Raw genomic sequence first — 22,332 nt, 5'->3', positions numbered from 1 at the left:
AGGCTAAGTTATAACCCAACTTTTCACTTATTATGTCATTACATACATACCTATTCATCCGTTTTACCTTGTAAAGTACCCAAGTCTTCAATAATAAAATCTTATAAACCTTGATTTGTCCTAAATAACGCTTGATTTTTCCTAAGATTCCTGTAAAATAGTGTATGTAGCATAAGCATAACATATTACAACTATATTATGATGACAAGGTGACGAAAATGACAAAAATTGATTTATTCAAGCAGTATGTTGTCGATAAAACAACACCCATTCCCCTCTATTTCCAATTTAAGAATATATTACTAAATATGATGAAAAATGGCGAACTTCAAGCCGGTGATATGATTCCAACCGAGTTTGAGTTATGTGATATATTCGGAATTAGCCGTACCACAATAAGACAAGCTTTAACCGAATTGGTGAATGAGAACAAGTTTCACCGTGTTAAAGGGCGTGGTACTTTTGTAGCTCAGAACAAAATCAATCAAGATTTTATCCGCAAGATTGAAAGCTATAATGCAGAAATGACGCGTAAAGGGTACACACCTTCTTCCGAAGTCATCGACCTAAAAGTCATACCAGCCAACACTGAGGTTTCCGGTGCACTTCGTATCACTGCCAACACAGATGTCATTAGTTTGAAAAGATTGCGTTACGCTGACGGTCAACCCATCGTCATTACTCAGACATATATGCCTTATTCCTTTTGTAAGCATATCTTGGATCATGACATGGGTCAGGAATCTCTTTACAAAATACTGGCACAAAATGTTAATACAAAAATCTATCGTGTTGTAAGAAATATTGAAGCTGTCATTCCGACCAAAGAAGATTGTGACCTCTTGGACATCACCAAAACCACAGCCATCCAACTTTTCCATTATACTGGTTATAATAAGTTTGATACACCGGTAGAGTACACCATATCCCGTTATCGTGGGGACAAGAATATCTTCACCATAGAACAGTTTCATGAATAAGATGGTATGCTGTGTTAAAATGGGTCCCATGAAAACTCTTCCACAGTGTATATGATTACGGTCTCCGATTGATGCATCCATGCACCAAAAGTCGACGGTCAGCATCCATGCTGACTAACTTCATCACATACACTGCTTCCAGGAACTTCATGGTCGATGTTGGCTTCTTCTGGTATTATAGGCTGCTAATGTATGTAAATATAAGCTTTTTATTGACGAAATGACGATTTATTTAATCTTTTCCAAATAACCTAGTAACAACAATAGGGTCTGTTCCAAGGCTTTTTCATGGGTGCGCTCCATACCATGGGATGCATGAATCCCAGGCCCTACCAAAGCGGCTCTGATATTAGCACCACTTTTAAGGGCTGCACTGGCATCTGAACCATAGTGGGGATAGACATCCAGTGCGTAATTCAGCTTCTTGTCCTTAGCAATCTCAAGAAGCTCTGATACCAGTTTATGGTCATAGGGTCCGGAAGAATCCTTTACACAGATGGAAACGTCTTGTTCTGTGCAACTAAGGTCTTCACCTATGGCACCCATGTCTACAGCAATCAGTGTTTTAATATTATCCGGAATAAAAGAAGCACCATGCCCCACTTCTTCGTAGGTTGTAAAAATAACCTGCAAGGTATTTTTAAATACTATTTTTTCGCTTTTGATGGTCTCAAGCAAACCAAGTAATACAGCTGCACCTGCTTTATTATCCAAGTGTCTGGAATTAATAAAGCCAGATTCTGTTTCTCGGTACATAGGATCAATTCCAATAAAATTCCCAACTTCAATGCCAAGCTTTAAGATATCTGCTTTAGTACTTGCTTGCTCATCTACACGAATCAACATATTTTCTTCTATGAGCTTATAATCATCTATGTCTTCATAAACATGAACCGAAGCTTTCTTAGACAGCATAGTACCTTTATAGATCTTACCGTCTCTTGTATAAATGCTACAATAGGCACCATTAATCGTTGACATCATATAGCCACCAATACTGGTAAACCGAATCGTACCATCGTCATTAATGGATCTAACCATAGCACCAAGGGTGTCCAAATGAGAAGCCATGCCAATGGCTTCCTTGTCATTGACGCCTTTTATGGTGATATAGATACCGCCTTTTTGAGTATAGTTCACCTCATAACCAAGACGGCTGGCTTCTTTTTTCACATAATCGGTGACAGCATCACAAAAACCACTGGGACTGTGAATGCCAACCAAACTACTGAGTTGTTCCTTAATATAGTTCATATCCATCATATTATAGTCCTTCTTAAGGTTTGTCTTGTAATAAAATAATCTTAGGTATGTCTCGCCAATTTCTGATGGCCTTTTCCTTGTCATAAACCGTTGCCAAATAGGTACCAAAAGATGTATCCTCAACCCTATAGACGTATTCTTCTCCATTTGAAACTAAAAATGATATATACTTACCGTCAAATGAGCTGTATTCTATCGTATAATTACTAGGGTGGTTAAGTTTTCCCTGTTGATACATATCTTCAAGTATATAGGCCTGTATTTCTTCAGATATTTTCTTCAGTTGAACGGTCTCAATTTCTCGCGTTACCGTCTCAATGTTAAAGTCGGGATGTGCCTCTAATAAAGCTTCTATAGATTGTACATTATCCTCTAATATTTTAATGGTGTCGTCTTTTATCATGGCAACACTCAAATATATCTGTGGGTTATTAACAGGAGATGCTATGGTAAAAATTGATCTACCATCTGTCTTCATATAACGAATAAATATCCGTTCCACCTCGAATTTTTCCATAAGGATAGTCTCAACTTCTTGCCACATCTCTAAATCTGTTACAAGTTTTGGTTCGATATAGGGTCCTGATCCCGGAAGCTGTTCATAGTCTTCCTTTGAAAGTACCTCAAAACCATCTAAAGACTTAATATAATAGGTCGATGGGTCGACTTCATAGGCAATACTAAAGCCATCCACTAATACAAAGTTCATACGTTCCAATATGCTATCCTCAATCTTAATGTTATAGTTTCTGACGATATCTTGGATCGTGACTGTTTTCATATTGAGCAAATCAAAAGGACGTCCGTTGTTATAAGCCACAATCTGATCTGAAAAATATGCTTCCAAACCATTAAAAATCTCTACAGCATACTCATCAATAATCTGGCCTTCAAGTGCCTTTCGATCAAGGGCAATTTGTTCCCTGTCAAGATCAAATCCTTGTTTCTGGAGCTCTAATACAATCTGGTTGGTCATTGTTTCATTGGTTAACACCAATAAATGTCTGACCAGTTCTCGCCCACCGGTTACATCTTTAATCATACGTTTCATTTGGTCTGCTGATAAAGGATAAATCTGTTCTAATAGATCAACAGCCTCTGCTGCTAGAGGGGATGAACTGGCCCTGTAAATAGGTAGTAGTTCTTTGTTTATGGCACCTCTCATCTGCTCAATAACAACCTGTATCTCTTCTTCATTCACGACAAAGTTAAGCTTCAAGTCTTGGTCCATGGGCACAACATACATAAGATCAAGGCCTGATGGCTTGCCATATTGGGTCAAATCAATACGCATTTCATGAATCAGCCGGCTTACTCTACCTCTATTTATCAGATATTTCAATGGACCAATGACTTTGAATTCATGTCGTCCTATACCAACCTTATCATAAGACACTCTAAGGTTGCCTTCATCTTCAGAATATTCCATATAATATACAATCGGAAGATAGAAACCGGCAAAGGTCAGATTCAACTTCAAAGCTTGCTTCTTACCATCATAATAGAGATGTTCCAAATTATAGGCTGTATCTTTCACATCTTTAGCAATCAAGATGGACAGTTCGTGGGCAATAACATTCTCAGAAATAAGAATATCCAGACCATGATCTTCATATACCCAATTTTCTTTATCTTTTTCTATATATTCCATGGCAGACTCACCCTTTTGGAACTGCTCAAATGTAGCAAATTGCATGTAGGTCAATATGGCACACCCAAGCACAAAAAGAATAAAGAGGCCAATGGCAAATGATTTTAAGGTAGCCATCGACTTGATTCCTTTTTCCAATTTCACTGTTAAGTTATCCAATAATTCATCTTTTTTTTCTTCTGACATAACTTAACCCTCCATTAATTTAGATTTCCAGATTATGAACTGTTCTAGGGAATGATACAACATCACGAATATTACTCATACCGGTGATATACATAATCATACGCTCAAAGCCTAGGCCAAAACCGGCATGACGCGTGCCACCGTATTTTCTGATGTCCAAATACCACCAATAATCTTCTTCATTAAGACCCATCGCTTCCATTCTGCTTAGCAGCTTATCTAGGTCATCTTCTCTTTGACTACCACCAATAATCTCTCCAACACCCGGAACCAGAAGGTCCATGGCAGCAACTGTTTTTTCATCCTCATTCATCTTCATATAAAAAGCCTTAATGTCCTTAGGATAATCCGTTACAAACACTGGTTTGTTAAAGACCTCTTCTGTTAAGTAGCGCTCATGTTCCGTTTGTAAATCCCCGCCCCAGCTAACAGGATACTCAAAAGCTTTGCCGCTATTTTGAAGTAATTCTATTGCCTCGGTATAAGTCACTCTCTCAAAATCACTATTGGCAACCTTATCTAAGCGGTCAAACAAGGATTTATCCACAAACTGATTAAAGAAAGCCATTTCTTCCGGTGCCTTTTCCCTTACATAACGAATAATATATTTGATCATCTCTTCTGCAAGGTCCATATCATCTTTAAGATCTGCAAAGGCCATTTCCGGCTCAATCATCCAAAACTCTGCCGCGTGTCTTGGCGTATTAGAGTTTTCCGCTCTAAAAGTCGGTCCAAAAGTATATACATTTCTAAATGCCATAGCATAGGTTTCCACATTTAACTGACCACTGACTGTAAGATTGGCTTCTTTGCCAAAAAAATCTTCCTTGTAATCCACTGCACCTTCTTCATTTTTGGGTACATCAAGAGGTGGCAGAGTAGATACTCTAAACATCTCCCCAGCACCTTCACAGTCACTGCCTGTTATGATTGGGGTATGTACATAAACAAAGCCTTTTTCATTAAAAAACTGATGAATGGCAAAAGCCGTAAGAGAGCGTACTCTAAATACAGCTGAAAAAGTATTGGTTCTAGGTCTTAAGTGAGCAATGGTACGTAGGTATTCAAAACCATGGCGTTTTTTCTGAAGGGGATAATCACTGGCTGATTCACCCTCAACTGTAATCTTATCGGCTTTGATCTCAAAAGCCTGTTTTGCTTCCGGCGTCTCTACCACTACACCTTCAACAACAACAGCGGCACCTACGTTTTGCTTGGAAAGTTCCTTATAGTTTTCAAGATCACTGTCCATAACCACTTGAATCGTATTAAAGCATGTTCCGTCATTCAGCACCATAAAACCAAAGGCATTAGATGCCCTTACGCTTCGAATCCAGCCTGAAATCTGAATTTTATCCCCATAGTAGGCTTCCGGGTGCTTGTAAATAGCTTTTACTTCAGTATTATTCATCACTAATCTCCTCAAAATGTTTTTCCCAAGTGGGCTTATTTTCTATTCGTTGATCTTATGACTATTGTAGCATATTCCTTAACTTCATATATGACAAATTCTTTAAATAATATTTAGGGCATCAAAAAAATGAGTCTAGCTTTCATAGACGTAAAAAATATTTTAACGCTCTTTTCTTTCTTAACCATCTTTGGTATAATAGAGTGAAAAGAATGCAGAACTAGAGATACCTATAATACTTGAACCCTTAAAGGGTTCTTTAATAGAAAGGAACATAAAATGGATGCAAGAATTATAACCTTGGCTAAGAATTTAGTCAATTACGCATGTAAAGTTCAACCGAAAGAAAAAGTCCTTATAGAATACATCGGTTCAGAAACAGAGGATTTGGCAAGGAAACTGGTCAAAGAAGTATTAGCAGCTGGGGGGTATCCTTTTCTTCAGGCAACAGATTATCGTGTTGTAAGAGAACAGCTCCTTGGTGCGACTCAGGAATTTTTTGAAATCAAATGTAAATGGGAATCCATTCGTATGCAGGAGATGGACTGTTATATTGGTGTACGTGGGTCTGATAATGTTTCAGAGTGGAGCGATGTGCCCGCTGAAAAACTGGCTCTCTACCAGAAATACTGGTTCAACCCCATACACAGTGACATCAGGGTCAACACAACCAAATGGGTTGTGCTTAGATACCCCAACGCTTCTATGGCTCAATTGGCCAACCAAAGCACTTCTGGCTTTGAAGATTTTTATTACAATGTCTGTAACTTAGACTATGGTAAAATGTCCATCGCTATGGATGCACTGGTAGAACTTATGAAAAAAACCGATCAAGTGCATATCCTAGGTCCGGGAACGGATTTGAGATTCTCAATTAAGGGTCTACCGGCCATCAAATGCGATGGTCAAGTCAATATTCCTGATGGTGAAGTATACAGTGCACCGGTACGTGATTCTGTCAATGGTGCACTTAGATACAACACGCCGGCCGTATACCAAGGCTTTACCTATGAAAATATTGAATTGACCTTCAAAGATGGTAAGATTGTGGATGCAAAAGCCAATAATACTAAGAGAATCAATGAAGTCTTTGATACCGACGAGAACGCAAGGTATATTGGCGAGTTTGCCATTGGTGTCAACCCTTATATCCTTGATCCTATGAAAGATACTTTATTTGATGAGAAAATCATGGGCAGCTTCCACTTTACCCCTGGTAGCGCTTATGATGAATGCAACAATGGTAACAAGTCCGCCATTCATTGGGATCTCGTGTGTATTCAGACCCCTGAATATGGTGGTGGTGAGATCTATTTTGACGGCGTGCTGATTCGTAAAGACGGGCAATTTGTACATGAGGCCCTCTTGCCACTGAACCCAGAGAATCTAAAATAATAAGGCTCTTTATCAGTTAGGGGTAATCCCTATATTCGTGAGTTAACCAGGTCTCTAAGTGAACACTTAGAGACCTTTTTCTTCTCCAAAAAGTCTCTGCTATGTTAATGCGTTGGAACAACGCATTAACTATCAAGGGAATCTTTCCTGCCGGAACAATTTGCTTTGCAAAGCGAGGCGTAGCCTCTTTGTTCTTGGCTTTTAGGAACTGGAACGTAATAATCAGTATAAGCTCAAAAAAATGTTGAAGCGAATATATCACCTCAACATTAGTTTTGGAAATTTTTTATTTAATACCAGAAATTGATTGGTCAATTATATTCCAAAGTATTCTTTTGCATTTTTGAAACATACACCTGTAACCAACATCTCAATGGCTTCTAAATCATATGGGTATTCACCGTTTTCTATCCATGACCCAATCAGATTACAGAAGATACGTCGAAAATACTCGTGTCTTGGATAGGATAAAAAGCTTCGCGAATCTGTTAACATACCGATAAATCTACCCAAGAGGCCGGCATTCGCCAAATCACGCATTTGTTTTTCCATACCATCCCTATGATCTTGAAACCACCATGCAGAACCAAATTGTATTTTAGATGGGTATTTATCATCTTGAAAATTTCCCAACATTGTTGCTATTACGCCATTATCTTTATCATTGATAGAGAATAAAATCGTTTTTGGCAGCTGCACCGTCATCTCTAAATCATTCAAAAATGAAGAAACCGCTATCGCCATACTATGATCTCCTATCGAGTCAAATCCAGAGCTCTCTCCAACCATCTCTACCATTCTTGTGTTTCTACTTCGTATAGGGCCAATATGTAATTCCATTGCCCAACCTAAACGATGGTATTCCTTGGCAAGAAATAACATAAGCATTGTTTTATACTTTTCAGAATCTTCTTCAGAAATAGACTGCCCGTTCATAGCTTTCACAAATATTGCGTTAGCTTCTTCTTCTGTTGATCGCCTATAAGGCATTTTTTCAAAACCATGGTCACTTGCTATGCATCCACATTGGACAAATTCTTCTATTCTTATTAATACAGCTTTTTTTAAATCTTGATAATTACGGATTTCAACGTCCGTGATTTCAGACATATTCTTTATATACATAGAAAAGTCATCTGATTCAATATTTAAAAGTTTATCCGGCCTCATCGCAGGTAAAACTTTCACTGTAAAGCTTTCATCCTGATCAAGAAGCTTGTGATATTCCAATGTATCCATTAGATCTTCAGTCGTACAGAGTGCGTAGATGTTTGATGTTTCAAGTAACTTGCGTGGTGAATAATCGCCTTTTTCAATCTTATCATTACAGCTGTCCCATATTTTCTTTGTTGTTTTTGGAGAGAGCCATGTATCTATTGAAAAATAACGCTGAAGTTCAAGATGTGTCCAATGATATAAAGGATTACCAATGGCATAAGGTAAGGCTTGTGCATATGCCTCAAATTTTTCATAATCACTCGCATTGCCTGTAATGAAGAACTCCGAAATACCATTAGAACGCATCAAACGCCATTTATAATGGTCACCATAAAGCCACAATTGTGTTATATTCTGAGGCTGTTTATTTTCATATATTTCTCGCACACTCAAGTGACAATGATAATCAATAATCTGTTGATGAACTGCATATGTATGATATAGTTCTACAGCCACTTCATTATCCAACATAAAATTTTCACTCATAAATTTTTTCATTTTTTCTCCTATAGGATCTAAGCCGTTTAGTTTTCAAATCCTTATATATTTCTAAAACAGTAGGTTTGGCAAGAACATAACTACCTGAGGGAAAAATACCAAGATAATAATTAATGCAAACACTGCAGCATAAAATGGAATTGCATCTTTAATAAAGTCCTCTATCGGACATTCAACAATCCCACATACAACATAGAGTGCCGTACCTACCGGTGGTGTCATAACACCCATTGTGACAATCGTCATCATTAATATACCAAAATGAACTGGATCCACACCCAACTGGGTAACCATCGGCAAAAAGATTGGTGTGAGCAGTAAGATATTTACATTACTATCGACAAACATGCCGGATACAAGAAGAAACAATAGAATAATAATTAATAACAGTGATGGATTTGTTGTTATACCAAAAAGCAATTGAGATAATTTTACCGGAACTTTGTCATAAGTGAGTGCATAGCCAAAAATTCCGGATAAGGATATGATCAATATAACAGCACCTGTGTCTTGTACGGAATGTCGTAATGCATTTTTGAAGGACGTCCAAGTCAATTCCTTATAAATGAATTTTCCGACAAATAAAGCATAAACAACTGCAAATGCGCCTGATTCTGAAGGTGTAAATAAGCCAAATCGAATACCGACTATAAGAATGATTGGGAATATAAAAGCCCAAACTGATTTTTTTAGATTTATCAAAATCTCTTTTAGAGACGCCGCTTTTATATCAGGATTCGGTATATCATATCCGCGTTTTTTTGCTGTGAGATTAACCGTTATCATGAGTGTCGACATCATTAAAAACCCAGGAACGATACCAGCGGCAAAAAGTTTACCAATGGAAACCTCACCTACAAAACCATAGAGAATTAGTCCCAAGCTTGGTGGAATCGTAGCTGTAATCAGTGATGTAAGACAAGTTACAGCAGCAATATACCCTTTCGAATACCCCCGCTTAATCATACTTGGTCCAAGAACTCTAATTTCCATTGCAGCATCTGCTGTAGCCGAGCCTGAGACCCCACCCATCAATGTACTCAAAATAACATTAACTTGTGCTAAACCTCCAACCATCTTGCGCGTTAATACCGTAGATAAGCTCAACAAACCTTTGGTTATACCTGTTTCATTCATTAAATTTCCTGCAAAAATAAAGAAAGGGACAGCTAAAAAAGCGTAGGATTGAGTCTGAGTTACTACTCTCTGTATAGAAATTGCAAAAGGGATATCATTGTTTGTTAGGAAATAACCCAGTCCAGAAATTCCTATAACGAAGGCAATTGGCATATTAATTAGTAATAGAAAAATAAATAGAATTATTAGCAAGCCCACTTATACAACCTCCTTTTTCATGCTTTTTCTATTGATATGATTCTTGTAAATATTAGTGAAACTGGACATCAACATGAAAATAGAACCAACAGGCAAACTAAGTGTTACAAATGAGTAGCTAATTGGTAATGTTTGAAATGACCTTTGCCAGCTACTGATACTTAAGTTAAATCCATATACTATGAAAATAAAAAGAACAACGATAATCAATACATTACAAAAAAGCTTTAAATAATATTGTATTACATCTGAAAACTTTCTTGTTAGTATATCAACACCTAAAAGTTTGCCATTTCTTAATGCAATATCAGCTCCTAGAAACGCTACCCACGCAAACAAAATCTGTGTAATGTCGATTGACCATTGGATCGGTATTTTCAGGTATCTAAAAACCGCGGATGCAAAAACCAGTCCAATAATTGTAATAAAAAATGTGGAACAAATGAATTCCTCAATTCTGAAAATCACTTTTAGAACTTTTCCCATGGAGACCTCCTATATGAAAAATTATACTTTAGAAAATTAACACACCCGTATTGAAAGTTACATAAAGCCCGGATGTGTTAATTTCAACTGAAACTATTTGCTTATTTCTTCTAATAATTGATCTCTTAATTCAGCATAACCTAATTTTTCATACACAGGTTGAACCGCTTCTATGAAAGGTGTTTTATCCACTTCTCTAACGATCATGCCTTGCTCTACCATTTCGTCCTCGTACTCTTTAGAAAGTTTAACAACGAGTTTTTGGTTTTCTGCCCCTACTTCTTTACAAATTCTAACAAAAAGCTCCTGGTATTCCGTACTCCAAGAATCAAAAACTTCTTTACTCATGACCAAACAACCAATTAATTGAAAATGTTCCGTTTTATTCGTGTACTTAGAGATTTCATAAAGACGCGTTGCATAGGATGAAGGTGTCTGTACTTCTGCCCCATCAATGGCCTTTTGTTGAATTGATGGATAAACCTCTGCCCAATCCATAGGTGTTGCAATAGCGCCCATAGCATTTATTGTTTCAGTAAAAAGTGGGCTACCAATTGTTCTAATCTTTAATCCATTTAAATCAGCAGGTGTATTTATTTCTTTATCAACCACCATGTTACGAGCACCAGAATACCAATTGGAAGTAATAAGCTTTAAGCCTTGATCTTCAAATTCTTTTTCCCATGCTTTATAAGTCTCTGTTTCAACCAACTTATTTAACTGGCTAGGGTCATCCAAAAGATAGGGTGCTTGAATTACACCAAATTCTGGAACAAATGATGCCAGTCTACCTGGGTCAGAAACCGTTAAAATAGGTGCTCCTTGCATTGCCTGCTCTGTAAGGTCATCTGTTCCACCTAGTGCAGAAGAAAAGTAGAGTTCAATTTGGAAATTGCCATTAGTTTCTTCTTCCATTCTTCTCTTTACTTCAGCCAGCCCCATGGATTGTGTATCTTTATCTCCTTGAGTATTACCAAATCTCATACTTACTTTTTCTGGCTCCGTAGTCGTAGCTTCTTCTGTTGCTTCAGTTGTTGATACTTCAGCTTCTTCTACCTTTGTATCTTTTTGGGTACATCCTACCAATGTTGCAAATGCAATTAACAATGCTACCATTAATCCTAATATTTTCTTCATAATTTTCTCCTTTTTTATATAATATTTTTTAGAAACCTATTAAACATCCACCATCAACTGCTAAGCAAGTGCCTGTTACAAAAGATGCAGCAGGTGAACACAGATATACCGCAGCCCATCCAATATCCATTGCATCACCATATTTATTCATTGGCGTTCTTCCTAAAATCTTATTTTGGCGATCCTCATCACCTTCAACAGCTTTTCTAAACATTATCGAATCAATAAATCCCGGTGCAATGGCATTGACACGAACATTGTCGCAGGACACTTCACTGGCTATTGATCTCGTAAGCCCAAGTACGGCTGATTTAGCAGCGGAATATGCCGTTACAGAAGTAAGTCCAAAGAACGCTGACATCGAGGAAATAAATATGATATTTCCACTTTTATTTGACCTCATTGATGGAATCACTGCCTTTGTCAGCGCAAAAGCGCCAACTAAATGTACATCTAAAACACGATTAAAATCATTTATAGAAGTGTCTTCCACTGGCTTTTTACAATGTATGCCCGCATTATTTATTAATATATCAATCTTACCATGGTCTTCAATTATACGCTTAACTAATTCCTCTGAATGATCAGTATCTGTCACATTAAATTGGTAATAACCAGCATCGTTGCCAATATCCTCACAAGCTTTTTTTAGGATTTCTTCAGATTCTATACCAACAACAATAACCTTCGCTCCTGCAGATGTTAAGCATTTTGCCATTGCATTTCCCAAACCCGTTGCTGCGCCTGTAATAACCGCTATGTTCCCTTCCAAACTAAATGCATTTATAAATGATTGTTCTACCATATTGCCCTCCTTTTTATAAAATACCATACTTTTCAAAAGCTGCTGTCGAACTCATACCTGCTTCTATGGCTTTTCTTACTACCTTTTCACCCCTAACTTTTTCTAGTGACTTTTCAAGCACTTCTTCTACGGTTTCTTTTGGGATTATCAGAACACCATCTATATCGCCAAAAACAAGATCTCCCGATCTAACCAATACATCCCCAATCTCAATGTTGCAACGATAATCTGCTACTTGTGTACGCACAGAAGAGTCTTGCGCATAACGTCCCCTACTGAAGACTGGCCAGTTCTGACTTAATACCATAGGTGTGTCTCTATGCCAACCGTTGATAACTGCACCAACCGCACCTCTTGTTCGAGCTGTTGCAGTTAGAAGCTCTCCCCAATAGGCACATCGCATTTCACCCCCGCTTGCTATGTAAACTTCTCCCGGTAATAACTGGTCAAGTGCTTCCGTCAAAAGTCCAAATGGTTTTTTTTGTGGTCCATATACGTCAATCATAAGGACTGGCATTGCCCAACCAACGACAATGAAATCTTCCCTAATCGATTGCACCGGCTGTGGTAAAAATTGATGACAGTATCCCATACTATCTAGAATATCTCCAACCACAGGTGTGTATAATTCCTTCTTAATGACCTCAAAAAGCGCTTCATCATTATTTTTATACTTCTGATTTTCCATACTTATTCCTCCTGTACTATTCGCATTGCAGCTTTCATATAACCCAATGCATAGGCCATTCCAGCATGCCAAGGTGCATCACAAGTCATTAAAGGTGTGTGGTCCGGAATTAGAACGCCCTCAAAGTGGTGTTTTTTAAACAGCCTCAAGGCTTTTAACATATCGATGTCACCTTCATCAAGGAATACTTCCTTATAATCGGGGACTTTTCCAATAACATTTCTAAAATGAACGTAACTAATCTTATTCATTGATGCATACTTTTCTATTGCATCATAGAGATTACCTTCTGTCATTTCTTGGATACTGCCCATACAAAACTCTATTTTATTAGAATCACTTGGAACCAATTTAATTAGTTTTTCATACAGCTCTGGTTGATACACTAATCTCGGTGTTTTTCTTAAAAAAGGCATTGGCGGATCATCAGGATGAAGTGCCATATCTACGCCCGCTTCCTCAGCGACAGGCAATATTTCGTTTAAAAACCATTCTAATCGTTTCCAAAGTTCATCATATCCGATATCTTCGGTAGATTTACCTTCTCCATTAGAATTATAAGTCATATTCCACACTTCACCATTAGGAATTGGAGCTTCAATATCAAGTTCATCTGCATTGAAACATGCACTTATTGCTCCACCTCTTGCGATGTTCTTTTTTTGATGTCCCCAAACCCCAGCAAGACTAAAATTATAGCCAAAAGACTTAATTCCTGCTTTTCCTGCATTTCTGATTAGTTTCTTTAGATACTCTATTTGCTCATATTTTTTGGGGCCATCTAATAGAACATCATACCAATCAGCAGGACTAAAATTTTCAATTCCAAATATTTCAAGATCATATTCAGCAGCCCTTGCTTTCAATTCTAGCATACTATCCAATTCCCATATTTCATCAAAAGCTTTAGAGTTTCCATAATTATTGACTGCATCTGTAGCTGTTACAATGTCTTTTGAATAATATTCCGCAAGATGCACAATTAAATGTGTACATCCTGTTTGTTTTGCAAATTGGAAATTTTCATCCGTTAACATATGTTTATATAAACCCATACCCAGTTTCATTTTATTCCTCATTTCTGACAGTATTAATTTTTTTAATTAAGCATCTTTTTAATAATTATAATTAATTATCTCTTATTACAGAATAAATCAATAAAAGTGAATAAATTTTTTTATATAAATCTATATTTCTTGTGCACAACACCATGATTTATAGATTTATTGTATATTATATCTATGTAATAATCTTGTTGTATTTTTTTTAATACTGCTGTATATTGATATTATGACAGTTTTATGGAGGATATGAAAAATGCATAATATCAATACAAAAAATGTTATTAACATGAATAGTGAAACTCATTTTGCCTTCCATACACAAATTGATCCATCTCAATATCCACAGGTACATGACTTCTATGAATTAACATTAATAACCCGTGGTAAAATGCTCTATGAGTTGGTCGACCAAAGATTTAATCTAACTGAAGGTTCATTGGTCTTTGTCAGACCTGGCGATGTTCATTCAAAAATATCTCTAGGCGAATGTACACATATTAACTTAGCATTCCCATCTTCTACAATTGATTCATTATTTGAATACCTCTATAGTTCAGATATAAAAGAAACACTTTTGTCACTAGCATTGGTTCCCGTTACTACCCTTTGCCATAATGAGAAAAACCTTCTACAATCTCGTCTTGAACGCTTAAGTCTTTTTCCAGTTCAGGAAGAAGAAAAAATACGTACTTATCTTAGAATTCAATTAATAGATGTAATGTCCAAATATTTTATACCCGTTACTTATAATAAGGTACCTTCAGATAAAGCAATATTACCTATTTGGCTTGAACGTCTACTAAAATCGCTTGATAGTATTGATAATTTAGCAAATGGTTTGGATAACTTAGAAAATCTTTCTGGTAAAACAAAAGAACATATCTGTCGAGAATTTAGAAAACACCTTCATACCACACCTGTTAAGTATATTAATTCAAAAAGACTTAACTATGTCGCAAACATGCTTATGCACTCTGATCATGAAATTATAGATTTAGCCTTTGATGTAGGTTTTCAAAGTTTAAGCTATTTTTATCATATTTTCAAACAAGAATACGGTATCTCACCTCATAAGTATCGTCAGAGTAAGAAACGCATATACTAGTAGTCTAGGTTAAAGTATTCTATCCAAAGAAATATAAAAGTTGGCATTAAAATACACAGAGAAGAAAAACTAATTTTATACTCTGTGTATTTTTGTTACTTATTCAATTTTTTTATTCAAAAATCTTATCTTTGATTGGCAACAAGGCATGAAGCAGTACCATACCGATAATGCCGACAACGATGAATTGTCCCAAGAAAATGGTACCCATCATAAAAGGAATACCTTCGGGTACACCATAGCCATATTTCAGTACAAAGGGTATGATGGCTGCGTTTAGAAGAATTGGTGGTACTGTGACCATCCATTTGTTCTTCTTAAGCTTAAACGATAGATAAGCCGCTAAAAGTGTTGTCAAAGATCCAAATACAACGTCAAGCAAAACACCGCCATATAGAATATTGGCAAGCAAACACCCGATAAATACACCTGGTATTGCTGCCGGGGTAAAAAATGGCAGAACCGTCAGAGCTTCCGCAATCCTAAACTGAATCGGTCCAAATCCAATAAAGCCAAAGACTTGGGCCAGCACCACATAGATCGCCGCAATCACACCGGATTGGACCAGATACTTCGTTTTCTTATTCATTTTTAAAGCCTCCTAGTTTTGTTTATAGTCAGGATGGTTACGAACTGACTGTTGACTATAATAGCATAAAACAAGGCATAATAAAAGCCCTAACCTTTTATTTTGTGGTTAATTCTTACTGCCAAGGATTGTGCTATTAAGGATAATTCAGCTGCTTTGAAAGCATGCTCTTGTGTCATCGCATTTTCAGTTCTGTTCAGCGAATCTAAGATTAGTTTACCAAAGTAAGGGAAACCAACATTCCCTGCTACATGAATGTGCTTTTCACCTTCATTGTTTACCAAGTATACATGATCTGAAGTGTCTTCTCTACCAATATCAATATATTTTCTCAACTCAATATAACCATTGGTTCCGAGTATAATCGTCCTTCCATCCCCCCATGTACGAAGCCCTTTTGGTGTGAACCAATCGACCCTAAAATAATTGGTAGCACCGTTGTCTCCAATTAACATGGCTTCACCAAAGTCTTCCAACTCAGGATATTGTGGATTATTATAATTTGCAATCTGACTTCTTACAACTGTAGCATCCTTAACATTTGCAAAAGTGAGGTATTGCTCGATCTGATGACTTCCGATATCACATAAGATGCCACCATACTTTTCTTTTTCAAAAAACCAGTCCGGTCTACTCGATGGATTTAATCTATGAGGACCAAGACCCATGACCTGTATTACTTTTCCTATTGCGCCATCCTTGATAAGTTCTTCAGCAAATACTGAACTTTCTACATGAAGTCGTTCGCTATAATAAACCATATACTTTTTACCGGTGTATTTCGTTTTCTGTCTAGCTATTTCTAGTTGTTCTAAAGTTGTAAAGGGTGCTTTATCAACAAAGTAGTCTTTACCACTCTCCAGCACTTTCATACCTAGTGGTCCTCTTTCTGATGTGATTGTAGCACTCGCAATCATATTTATCCTATGGTCATTAAGTATTTCATCTTCGCTTTTGGCTATTTTGACATTCTTGTAAGTATCTACAAATCTCTTTAGCCGTTCTTCATCTGTGTCATAAACCGACTTTAATTCTGCACCCGCTTCAATAAGACCATTACACATCCCATAAATATGGCCGTGATTCAAGCCTATTACAGAGAAAACAAAATCCCCCTTTTTGCAAACTGGTTTTTGTTTTCCTTTTGGTGCATAATTCATGCCGTCTGCTCTACTCATATTATCCATCCTTTATCCTTAACCTATTAAACTTGGTATCCAGGTTGCCATCCCAGGTACAAATATCATAATTGTAACTATTACTAAAACACATAGAATAAATGGCACCAATGGTTTTACACTTTTTTCTATAGGAAGTCCGGCTATTCCGCAGCTAATAAACAAAAAAGTTCCAACAGGTGGTGTGATGGCGCCTATTTGCATAACAATAATCATAATAATACCATAATGTACTGGATCAAAACCTAAAGAGGTTCCGACACTTAGTATGCTTGTGGCAAACATTGCAATGAGTATGGTAGGATCCAAAAAACAACCTAATATCATCATGATTAAGATTAAGAAGAATGTTGCTATATATGGATTTCCAATAACATTTACAGAGAAATTGACAATCTCACCTTGGAGATTCATCCTAACAAAAACATTACTGATAATGCCGGCAGCCGAAATTGTCATTAAGACAACCGATGTCGTAATGGCCGATTCTAACAATATTTTGGGTACCATATCTAACTTGAGTGATCTAGAAACAATAAAGCCATAGAAAAGTCCATATATAATAGCTAATACACCTGATTCAGTTGGTGTAACAACACCAAATACAATCCCAAGAACTATGATAAGAGGCATTATTAGAGCTCCAAATGAATCCAAAAAGGTGACCAATAAATTCTTAAAATTGAATTTTTGAAGTTCAAACTTATACCCTCTTTTTCGATATAGCAGCGCATTGATGATCATCATAGTTATTCCGATTGTAAGCCCTGGAATAATACCACTTAGAAATAATTTACCAACGGACATCTCTGTGTAAAAAGAGTAGAGAATCATTGCAATACTCGGTGGTATGATTGGACTTAGTAGTGAAGAAGCAGCTGTAACCGCAACAGCATAGTCTTTTTCATAACCTTGCTTTTCCATTGCAGGAATAAGCATGCCTCCAATAGCTGATGCATCTGCTGCACCTGAACCTTGGATGCCTCCAAAAAGCATTGATGTCACAATATTGACATGTCCTAATCCGCCTTTCATTTGACCAACAATGGCGTTCGCAAAATTAACCAACTTATCCGTTATACCTGCTTTCATCATTATATTACCTGCAATGATAAAAAAAGGTATTGCCATTAATGCAAATGAGTTTATGCTACCAAACATTTTTATAATGACAAGTGTCGGCGATATATCCATTGCTAGAACAAATATAATGCCAGTAATTATGGTAGACATATATATTGGAAAGCCTAAAAGTATAAAAAGGATTAGGCATGCAAAAACTAATAGTATTTGTATCATATTTTCCTCCCATTTTTTATTAATTCTTATCTATGCTTAATTTTTTTCTTGAATACGGATGCTCTTTGTATACCAAAATGAGAATATAGTCCATCAATAAATAAAAACAGCCTACAGGTATTGCTGCATAAAACCATGCAATGGACATATCAATGTTCTGCAAGGTTTTACCGACAGCATTTAGAGCATATCTGCTTCCATAGTATATAAGAAATACTTGGGTTACTATGACAATAAGACTTGCAATGTTTTGTACACTGACCATTAATTTTTTTGGAAGATATTTTTCTAAAAAAAAGGCTACACTTAGATGTGCTTTTTCCTTTACACCCAAACTTGCTGCCAAAAACACCACCCATATACTTGATAATCTAACAATCTCATCTCCCCAAGTAAATAATCTCAAACCCAGAAAGGAAAAATATCTGAGAAATATTTGCAGAAGACTTAATAAAAGCATGAATGAGAATATACTTACAATCCCAACCGAACGTATTCTGTCTAATATAATGTATATTTTTTTGATCATCACTTCAGTTCCTTCCATAATAGTATTAACCTAAGAGGTTCGTTACAAAAAATCTTTCTTCTTAGCACATATGAGGACCATGCATTAAAGCTAGTATTCTGATTTCTGTTAGGGAAGTGGCTCTTTCCTAATAGAAATCAGAATACTATTGTTGACATAATTACGAATGTAATCATGCCAACAATAGTAATTCTTCATATTATATCAATTTTTTGCGGCTAATAATACATCTATAAAAGCATTCCAATTATCGCCTTTTGCTCTGTACTCATCTAACATTCCAGAACATGCTTCAACAAATTTTGCTTTTTCTTCTGGTGATAATTCTATCACATTAACACCTTCATCGATCATCGCTTGTAATGCTATTGCATCTTCTTCATCATATAGTTTTGCATGGTATTCTCTTGCATCTTCTGCGCTTTCAAGTACAATTGTTTTCAAGTTATCTGGTAAACTCTCAAGCCACTCCGTATTAAAGAAATAGTATGTACACGCAATAATGTGATTGGTTACCGTCATATTCTTTGCTTGCTCATGAAAATTCATTGAATAGAGAGCACTTGGTGAAGCTTCACATCCTTCAATGACTTTTGTTTGAAGTGATGTATAAATGTCATTCCATCCGGTTATCGTTCCTGCAGCACCAAGGGCGTCAAACATATCTGTATATACAACATTGGGTCCACGCATTTTGACACCCGCTAAATCTTCAATTGTATTAATCGGCTTAAGCGTCAGAATATTTCTGGCACCTTGGGATTGTCCCGATGCCGCTGTGAATCCATACTCAGAAACCAGCTTAGTAACTTCGTCTTCGGTATCTACTAGAACTTTTCTATATTGCTCATTGTCGTCAAAAATAAAAGGGAACTCATACATAGCTAATTCAGGAACCCATCCACCCAATCCGGTACCGGGTGCTGCACATACCATTTCCAAATCACCTAACTGTGCCATTTCTACTTGCTCAAGTTGACTACCAAGTTCAGATCCATAATTAGCTGTTGCTTCGATTCTTCCGCCTGATCTTTCATTAACTTGATCAACAAAATATTTTAAGGCTAAACCTGTTGTTCCTACCTCTCCTAAATTGGTGGAAGTTCTAAGTTTATATACTGTATCATCTACTAGTGGTTCATTTTCTGATGTTTCAACTTCTTCATTCTCTTTTATTGGCTCTGTTACATTTGAATCCTTTCCAGCGCATCCTACAAATACTATAGCAACCAAACTTAATACCAATAACATTGATGTTATTCTTTTCATTCTCTATTCCTCCCGATTCAATATATTTTTATACATCATTTTCCTACATTTCTACCTAAGGTAATTACATTTTCTGAATACCCTTCTGTACTAATTGTTTTCTCATTAAAATGTGGCATTGACTGAATGAAAGTGTCAAAATTATAAAAATCGTCCTCTTTTTCTAAAGGCAAATCCACAGTTCTACCTAATAATGCTGATTTGTATATCGCCATTATTATTTCAATCGTCTTTCTACCTTCATTACCATCGATTAGCAAGTCTTCTTCACCATTAATAGCTCTTATGACATTTAGAATCTGAGCCGTATGGCCTTCATATTTTATTTCTTCAACGGACTCATAATAGGCTTGAATTTCTTCTAGGAACTGAGTGTTTTCTTCAGGAAAACCATTTGCCAAAGCCTTTGATGCAGCAGGTTTCCATGGAATAGATAGTCTACATTTTGTTGTCTGAAATATCAGCTCTTGTTCTTCATTATGAGCCAATAATGAGGAAGTCAATTGTGCTGTCATTTGGGGATACTGTAGGATTACCACAGCATGATCCTCGCACTCCGAATTATCATGAACCAGATTGTTAATAACAGCCGTTACACTACTTGGCATGCCATTGATCCATTGTAATAAATCAATATGATGAACAGAATGATTCATCAGGCATCCACCACCTTCACTCTGCCATTTACCACGCCACCAGATATCGTAATAATTTCCACCTCGCCACCAAAAAGAATTAACTATTGAAGTCAAAACAGGACCGGCAATTTTACGATCAATGATTTGTTTCACTTTCATCACAGGAATCTTATACCTATTCTGAGAGACAACACTAACAAGTACTTTATTCTCTTCTGCTATTCTAATAATGTCATCGCAATCTTTCAAAGATAGTGCCATAGGTTTTTCAATAAGGACATTTTTGCCCGATTCAAGAATTCGCTTTGCAATCGTAGCATGAAGACTAGGTGGTAAGCATATTGATACCAGATCAATGTCATCCTTATCCAATACTTTTTGCCAATCCGTAATCACAGTAGCATTTTTAATATCGAAGTCTTTTATGATCTTGTCTGCTTTTTCTACATTCATATCACAAAGAACGCGTATGTCACATTGCTCTTTAAAATTAAGATAGCCTTCTATGTGTACACTGGATATTGCTCCTAGACCAATTATTGCAATGCCTAGTTTGCGCATATTCTCATCTCCTCCTTTCTTTGTATTCTAGTGTAACTACCATAGTAATAAATGTATGGTACCATGGTAGTAATGGCTTGTCAACCTTTTCCTATCAATTTTTTATGGAATTTTCAATACCCCACAAAGAAGAAATGAAGCTATGTTTTAAAGCTGAATACTAGAGTATGACGCTCCTAGAGAACAAAAGAAAACCAAATTTATCGGAATAAATTTGGTTTTCTTTATACGAATAGGTCTTGATGGTTTTCTTTTAATCTGTATATCTCCATATCAAACCCTCCAAGATGAGCATTTAATACTTTTATGGCCTTTTCTGTTTCCCTGTTTTCAAGAGCATCCACTAATTCTGTATGTTGCTTTATAATACCTTCCCAATGAATGTCCGAAGTGAGTAGCTTTAGATACCTAGCTCGATTAAGGTGGGTGCTTACTTGAGTTATGACAAACCATGCCTGCATCATCCCAGTTCCTTTATAAAGCAATTTGTGGAACTCTGTGTCGTAAGAAAACAAGCGCTTCGTATTAATATCCAATTGCTTGATTTGAAAAGCCATGTCATTCAAATTTTTTCTGAGTTCATATAGGATCTCTTCTGAAAATTTTTGACACGCCAGCTTGACGATTGCAACTTCTAGGCTCATTCTTATAAACATCGCTTGTTCAATATAATTAATATCAAGCAATGACACAATCGTACCTTTTTGTGGATATATATTCAGTAAATCTTCTTGAGATAATTTAAGCAAAGCCTCTCTAACAGGTGTTCGGCTTACTTCCATCATTTCAGCAATATCCTTCTCAGTTATATTCGTTCCTGGTTTCAAGTCCAAGTTCATAATATTTTCACGTAATGTATTATATACATATTCTCTGACAGAATCATATTTGTTTCTTTCAATCAACTTAAGTACCATGGAATCCTCCTATCAATATAATATGATATGTTACCATACTAATATTTTAATGTCAATTATGGTCTACGGTCGGTTAATCTCTATTGTTGAAGTTCATATATAATGCTACAATGTAAAAAGTAAATAAAGT

Annotated in this window: 20 protein-coding genes; 3 read left to right on the top strand and 17 right to left on the bottom strand. The window is 36.4% G+C overall.

Annotated features, from left to right (window positions below; all coding sequences use genetic code 11):
- The first annotated feature begins 218 nt into the window (after window positions 1-218).
- On the top strand, window positions 219-980 hold the full coding sequence (locus P0N36_RS05225) for a GntR family transcriptional regulator (protein ID WP_275841785.1): 762 nt from the start codon (window positions 219-221) through the stop codon (window positions 978-980).
- Between the two features lie 228 nt (window positions 981-1,208).
- On the opposite strand, the gene P0N36_RS05220 is transcribed toward P0N36_RS05225, so the two are convergent.
- Genes P0N36_RS05220 through asnS form a run of 3 tightly spaced genes read right to left on the bottom strand, consistent with a single transcriptional unit; the run spans window position 1,209 to window position 5,491 of the window.
- Window positions 1,209-2,243, bottom strand: coding sequence for a M42 family metallopeptidase (locus P0N36_RS05220; protein ID WP_275841784.1), 1,035 nt, complete (start codon window positions 2,241-2,243; stop codon window positions 1,209-1,211).
- A gap of 13 nt (window positions 2,244-2,256) precedes the next feature.
- Window positions 2,257-4,080, bottom strand: coding sequence for a hypothetical protein (locus tag P0N36_RS05215; protein WP_275841783.1), 1,824 nt, complete (start codon window positions 4,078-4,080; stop codon window positions 2,257-2,259).
- A gap of 19 nt (window positions 4,081-4,099) precedes the next feature.
- Window positions 4,100-5,491: an asparagine--tRNA ligase gene (gene asnS, locus P0N36_RS05210; protein WP_275841782.1), complete on the bottom strand. Its 1,392-nt coding sequence runs from the start codon at window positions 5,489-5,491 to the stop codon at window positions 4,100-4,102.
- A 279-nt stretch (window positions 5,492-5,770) separates the two neighbouring features.
- On the opposite strand from asnS, the gene P0N36_RS05205 reads away from it, so the two are divergent.
- Window positions 5,771-6,886 carry an aminopeptidase gene (locus P0N36_RS05205; RefSeq protein ID WP_275841781.1) on the top strand — a complete coding sequence of 372 codons (1,116 nt, stop codon included), beginning with the start codon at window positions 5,771-5,773 and terminating at the stop codon, window positions 6,884-6,886.
- Window positions 6,887-7,201: 315 nt separating this feature from the next.
- Here the strand turns inward: P0N36_RS05205 and uxaC are convergent, their stop codons facing one another.
- The 7 genes from uxaC to P0N36_RS05170 all read right to left on the bottom strand — a co-directional run bounded on the left by uxaC (window position 7,202) and on the right by P0N36_RS05170 (window position 14,120).
- Complete coding sequence (gene uxaC, locus P0N36_RS05200) at window positions 7,202-8,602, bottom strand: glucuronate isomerase (protein ID WP_275841780.1); 1,401 nt, start codon at window positions 8,600-8,602, stop codon at window positions 7,202-7,204.
- A gap of 51 nt (window positions 8,603-8,653) precedes the next feature.
- Window positions 8,654-9,937, bottom strand: a complete 1,284-nt coding sequence (locus P0N36_RS05195) for a TRAP transporter large permease (RefSeq protein ID WP_275841779.1) — start codon at window positions 9,935-9,937, stop codon at window positions 8,654-8,656.
- Window positions 9,938-10,423 (bottom strand): TRAP transporter small permease, encoded by a 486-nt coding sequence (locus tag P0N36_RS05190; protein ID WP_275841778.1) that lies wholly within the window; start codon window positions 10,421-10,423, stop codon window positions 9,938-9,940.
- 93 nt (window positions 10,424-10,516) lie between these two features.
- Window positions 10,517-11,560: a C4-dicarboxylate TRAP transporter substrate-binding protein gene (locus P0N36_RS05185; RefSeq protein WP_275841777.1), complete on the bottom strand. Its 1,044-nt coding sequence runs from the start codon at window positions 11,558-11,560 to the stop codon at window positions 10,517-10,519.
- A 28-nt stretch (window positions 11,561-11,588) separates the two neighbouring features.
- On the bottom strand, window positions 11,589-12,365 hold the full coding sequence (locus P0N36_RS05180; protein ID WP_275841776.1) for an SDR family NAD(P)-dependent oxidoreductase: 777 nt from the start codon (window positions 12,363-12,365) through the stop codon (window positions 11,589-11,591).
- 13 nt (window positions 12,366-12,378) lie between these two features.
- On the bottom strand, window positions 12,379-13,053 hold the full coding sequence (locus P0N36_RS05175; RefSeq protein WP_275841775.1) for an RraA family protein: 675 nt from the start codon (window positions 13,051-13,053) through the stop codon (window positions 12,379-12,381).
- 2 nt (window positions 13,054-13,055) lie between these two features.
- Window positions 13,056-14,120: a mannonate dehydratase gene (locus P0N36_RS05170; protein WP_275841774.1), complete on the bottom strand. Its 1,065-nt coding sequence runs from the start codon at window positions 14,118-14,120 to the stop codon at window positions 13,056-13,058.
- Window positions 14,121-14,370: 250 nt separating this feature from the next.
- On the opposite strand from P0N36_RS05170, the gene P0N36_RS05165 reads away from it, so the two are divergent.
- The gene (locus P0N36_RS05165) at window positions 14,371-15,222 is read left to right on the top strand and encodes a helix-turn-helix transcriptional regulator (RefSeq protein ID WP_275841773.1); all 852 of its coding nucleotides are present in this window, start codon (window positions 14,371-14,373) and stop codon (window positions 15,220-15,222) included.
- A gap of 112 nt (window positions 15,223-15,334) precedes the next feature.
- On the opposite strand, the gene P0N36_RS05160 is transcribed toward P0N36_RS05165, so the two are convergent.
- From P0N36_RS05160 to P0N36_RS05130, 7 genes are all read right to left on the bottom strand, one after another.
- Complete coding sequence (locus P0N36_RS05160; RefSeq protein ID WP_275841772.1) at window positions 15,335-15,811, bottom strand: QueT transporter family protein; 477 nt, start codon at window positions 15,809-15,811, stop codon at window positions 15,335-15,337.
- An 89-nt stretch (window positions 15,812-15,900) separates the two neighbouring features.
- Window positions 15,901-16,989 carry a Gfo/Idh/MocA family protein gene (locus P0N36_RS05155; protein WP_275841771.1) on the bottom strand — a complete coding sequence of 363 codons (1,089 nt, stop codon included), beginning with the start codon at window positions 16,987-16,989 and terminating at the stop codon, window positions 15,901-15,903.
- An 18-nt stretch (window positions 16,990-17,007) separates the two neighbouring features.
- Complete coding sequence (locus tag P0N36_RS05150; protein ID WP_275841770.1) at window positions 17,008-18,288, bottom strand: TRAP transporter large permease; 1,281 nt, start codon at window positions 18,286-18,288, stop codon at window positions 17,008-17,010.
- Window positions 18,289-18,307: 19 nt separating this feature from the next.
- Complete coding sequence (locus P0N36_RS05145; protein WP_275841816.1) at window positions 18,308-18,748, bottom strand: TRAP transporter small permease; 441 nt, start codon at window positions 18,746-18,748, stop codon at window positions 18,308-18,310.
- 273 nt (window positions 18,749-19,021) lie between these two features.
- Entirely contained in the window at window positions 19,022-20,086 is a 1,065-nt protein-coding gene (locus P0N36_RS05140; RefSeq protein WP_275841769.1) for a TRAP transporter substrate-binding protein, read from the bottom strand.
- A gap of 35 nt (window positions 20,087-20,121) precedes the next feature.
- Complete coding sequence (locus tag P0N36_RS05135) at window positions 20,122-21,285, bottom strand: Gfo/Idh/MocA family protein (protein WP_275841768.1); 1,164 nt, start codon at window positions 21,283-21,285, stop codon at window positions 20,122-20,124.
- A 224-nt stretch (window positions 21,286-21,509) separates the two neighbouring features.
- Entirely contained in the window at window positions 21,510-22,202 is a 693-nt protein-coding gene (locus P0N36_RS05130; RefSeq protein ID WP_275841767.1) for a GntR family transcriptional regulator, read from the bottom strand.
- Between the last annotated feature and the right edge of the window lie 130 nt (window positions 22,203-22,332).

Source organism: Petrocella sp. FN5 (assembly GCF_029210395.1).
In the GTDB taxonomy this organism is placed as follows: domain Bacteria; phylum Bacillota; class Clostridia; order Lachnospirales; family Vallitaleaceae; genus Petrocella.
Note: the sequence above shows the minus strand (reverse complement) of the source record. Positions and strands in the feature narration are given on the sequence as shown.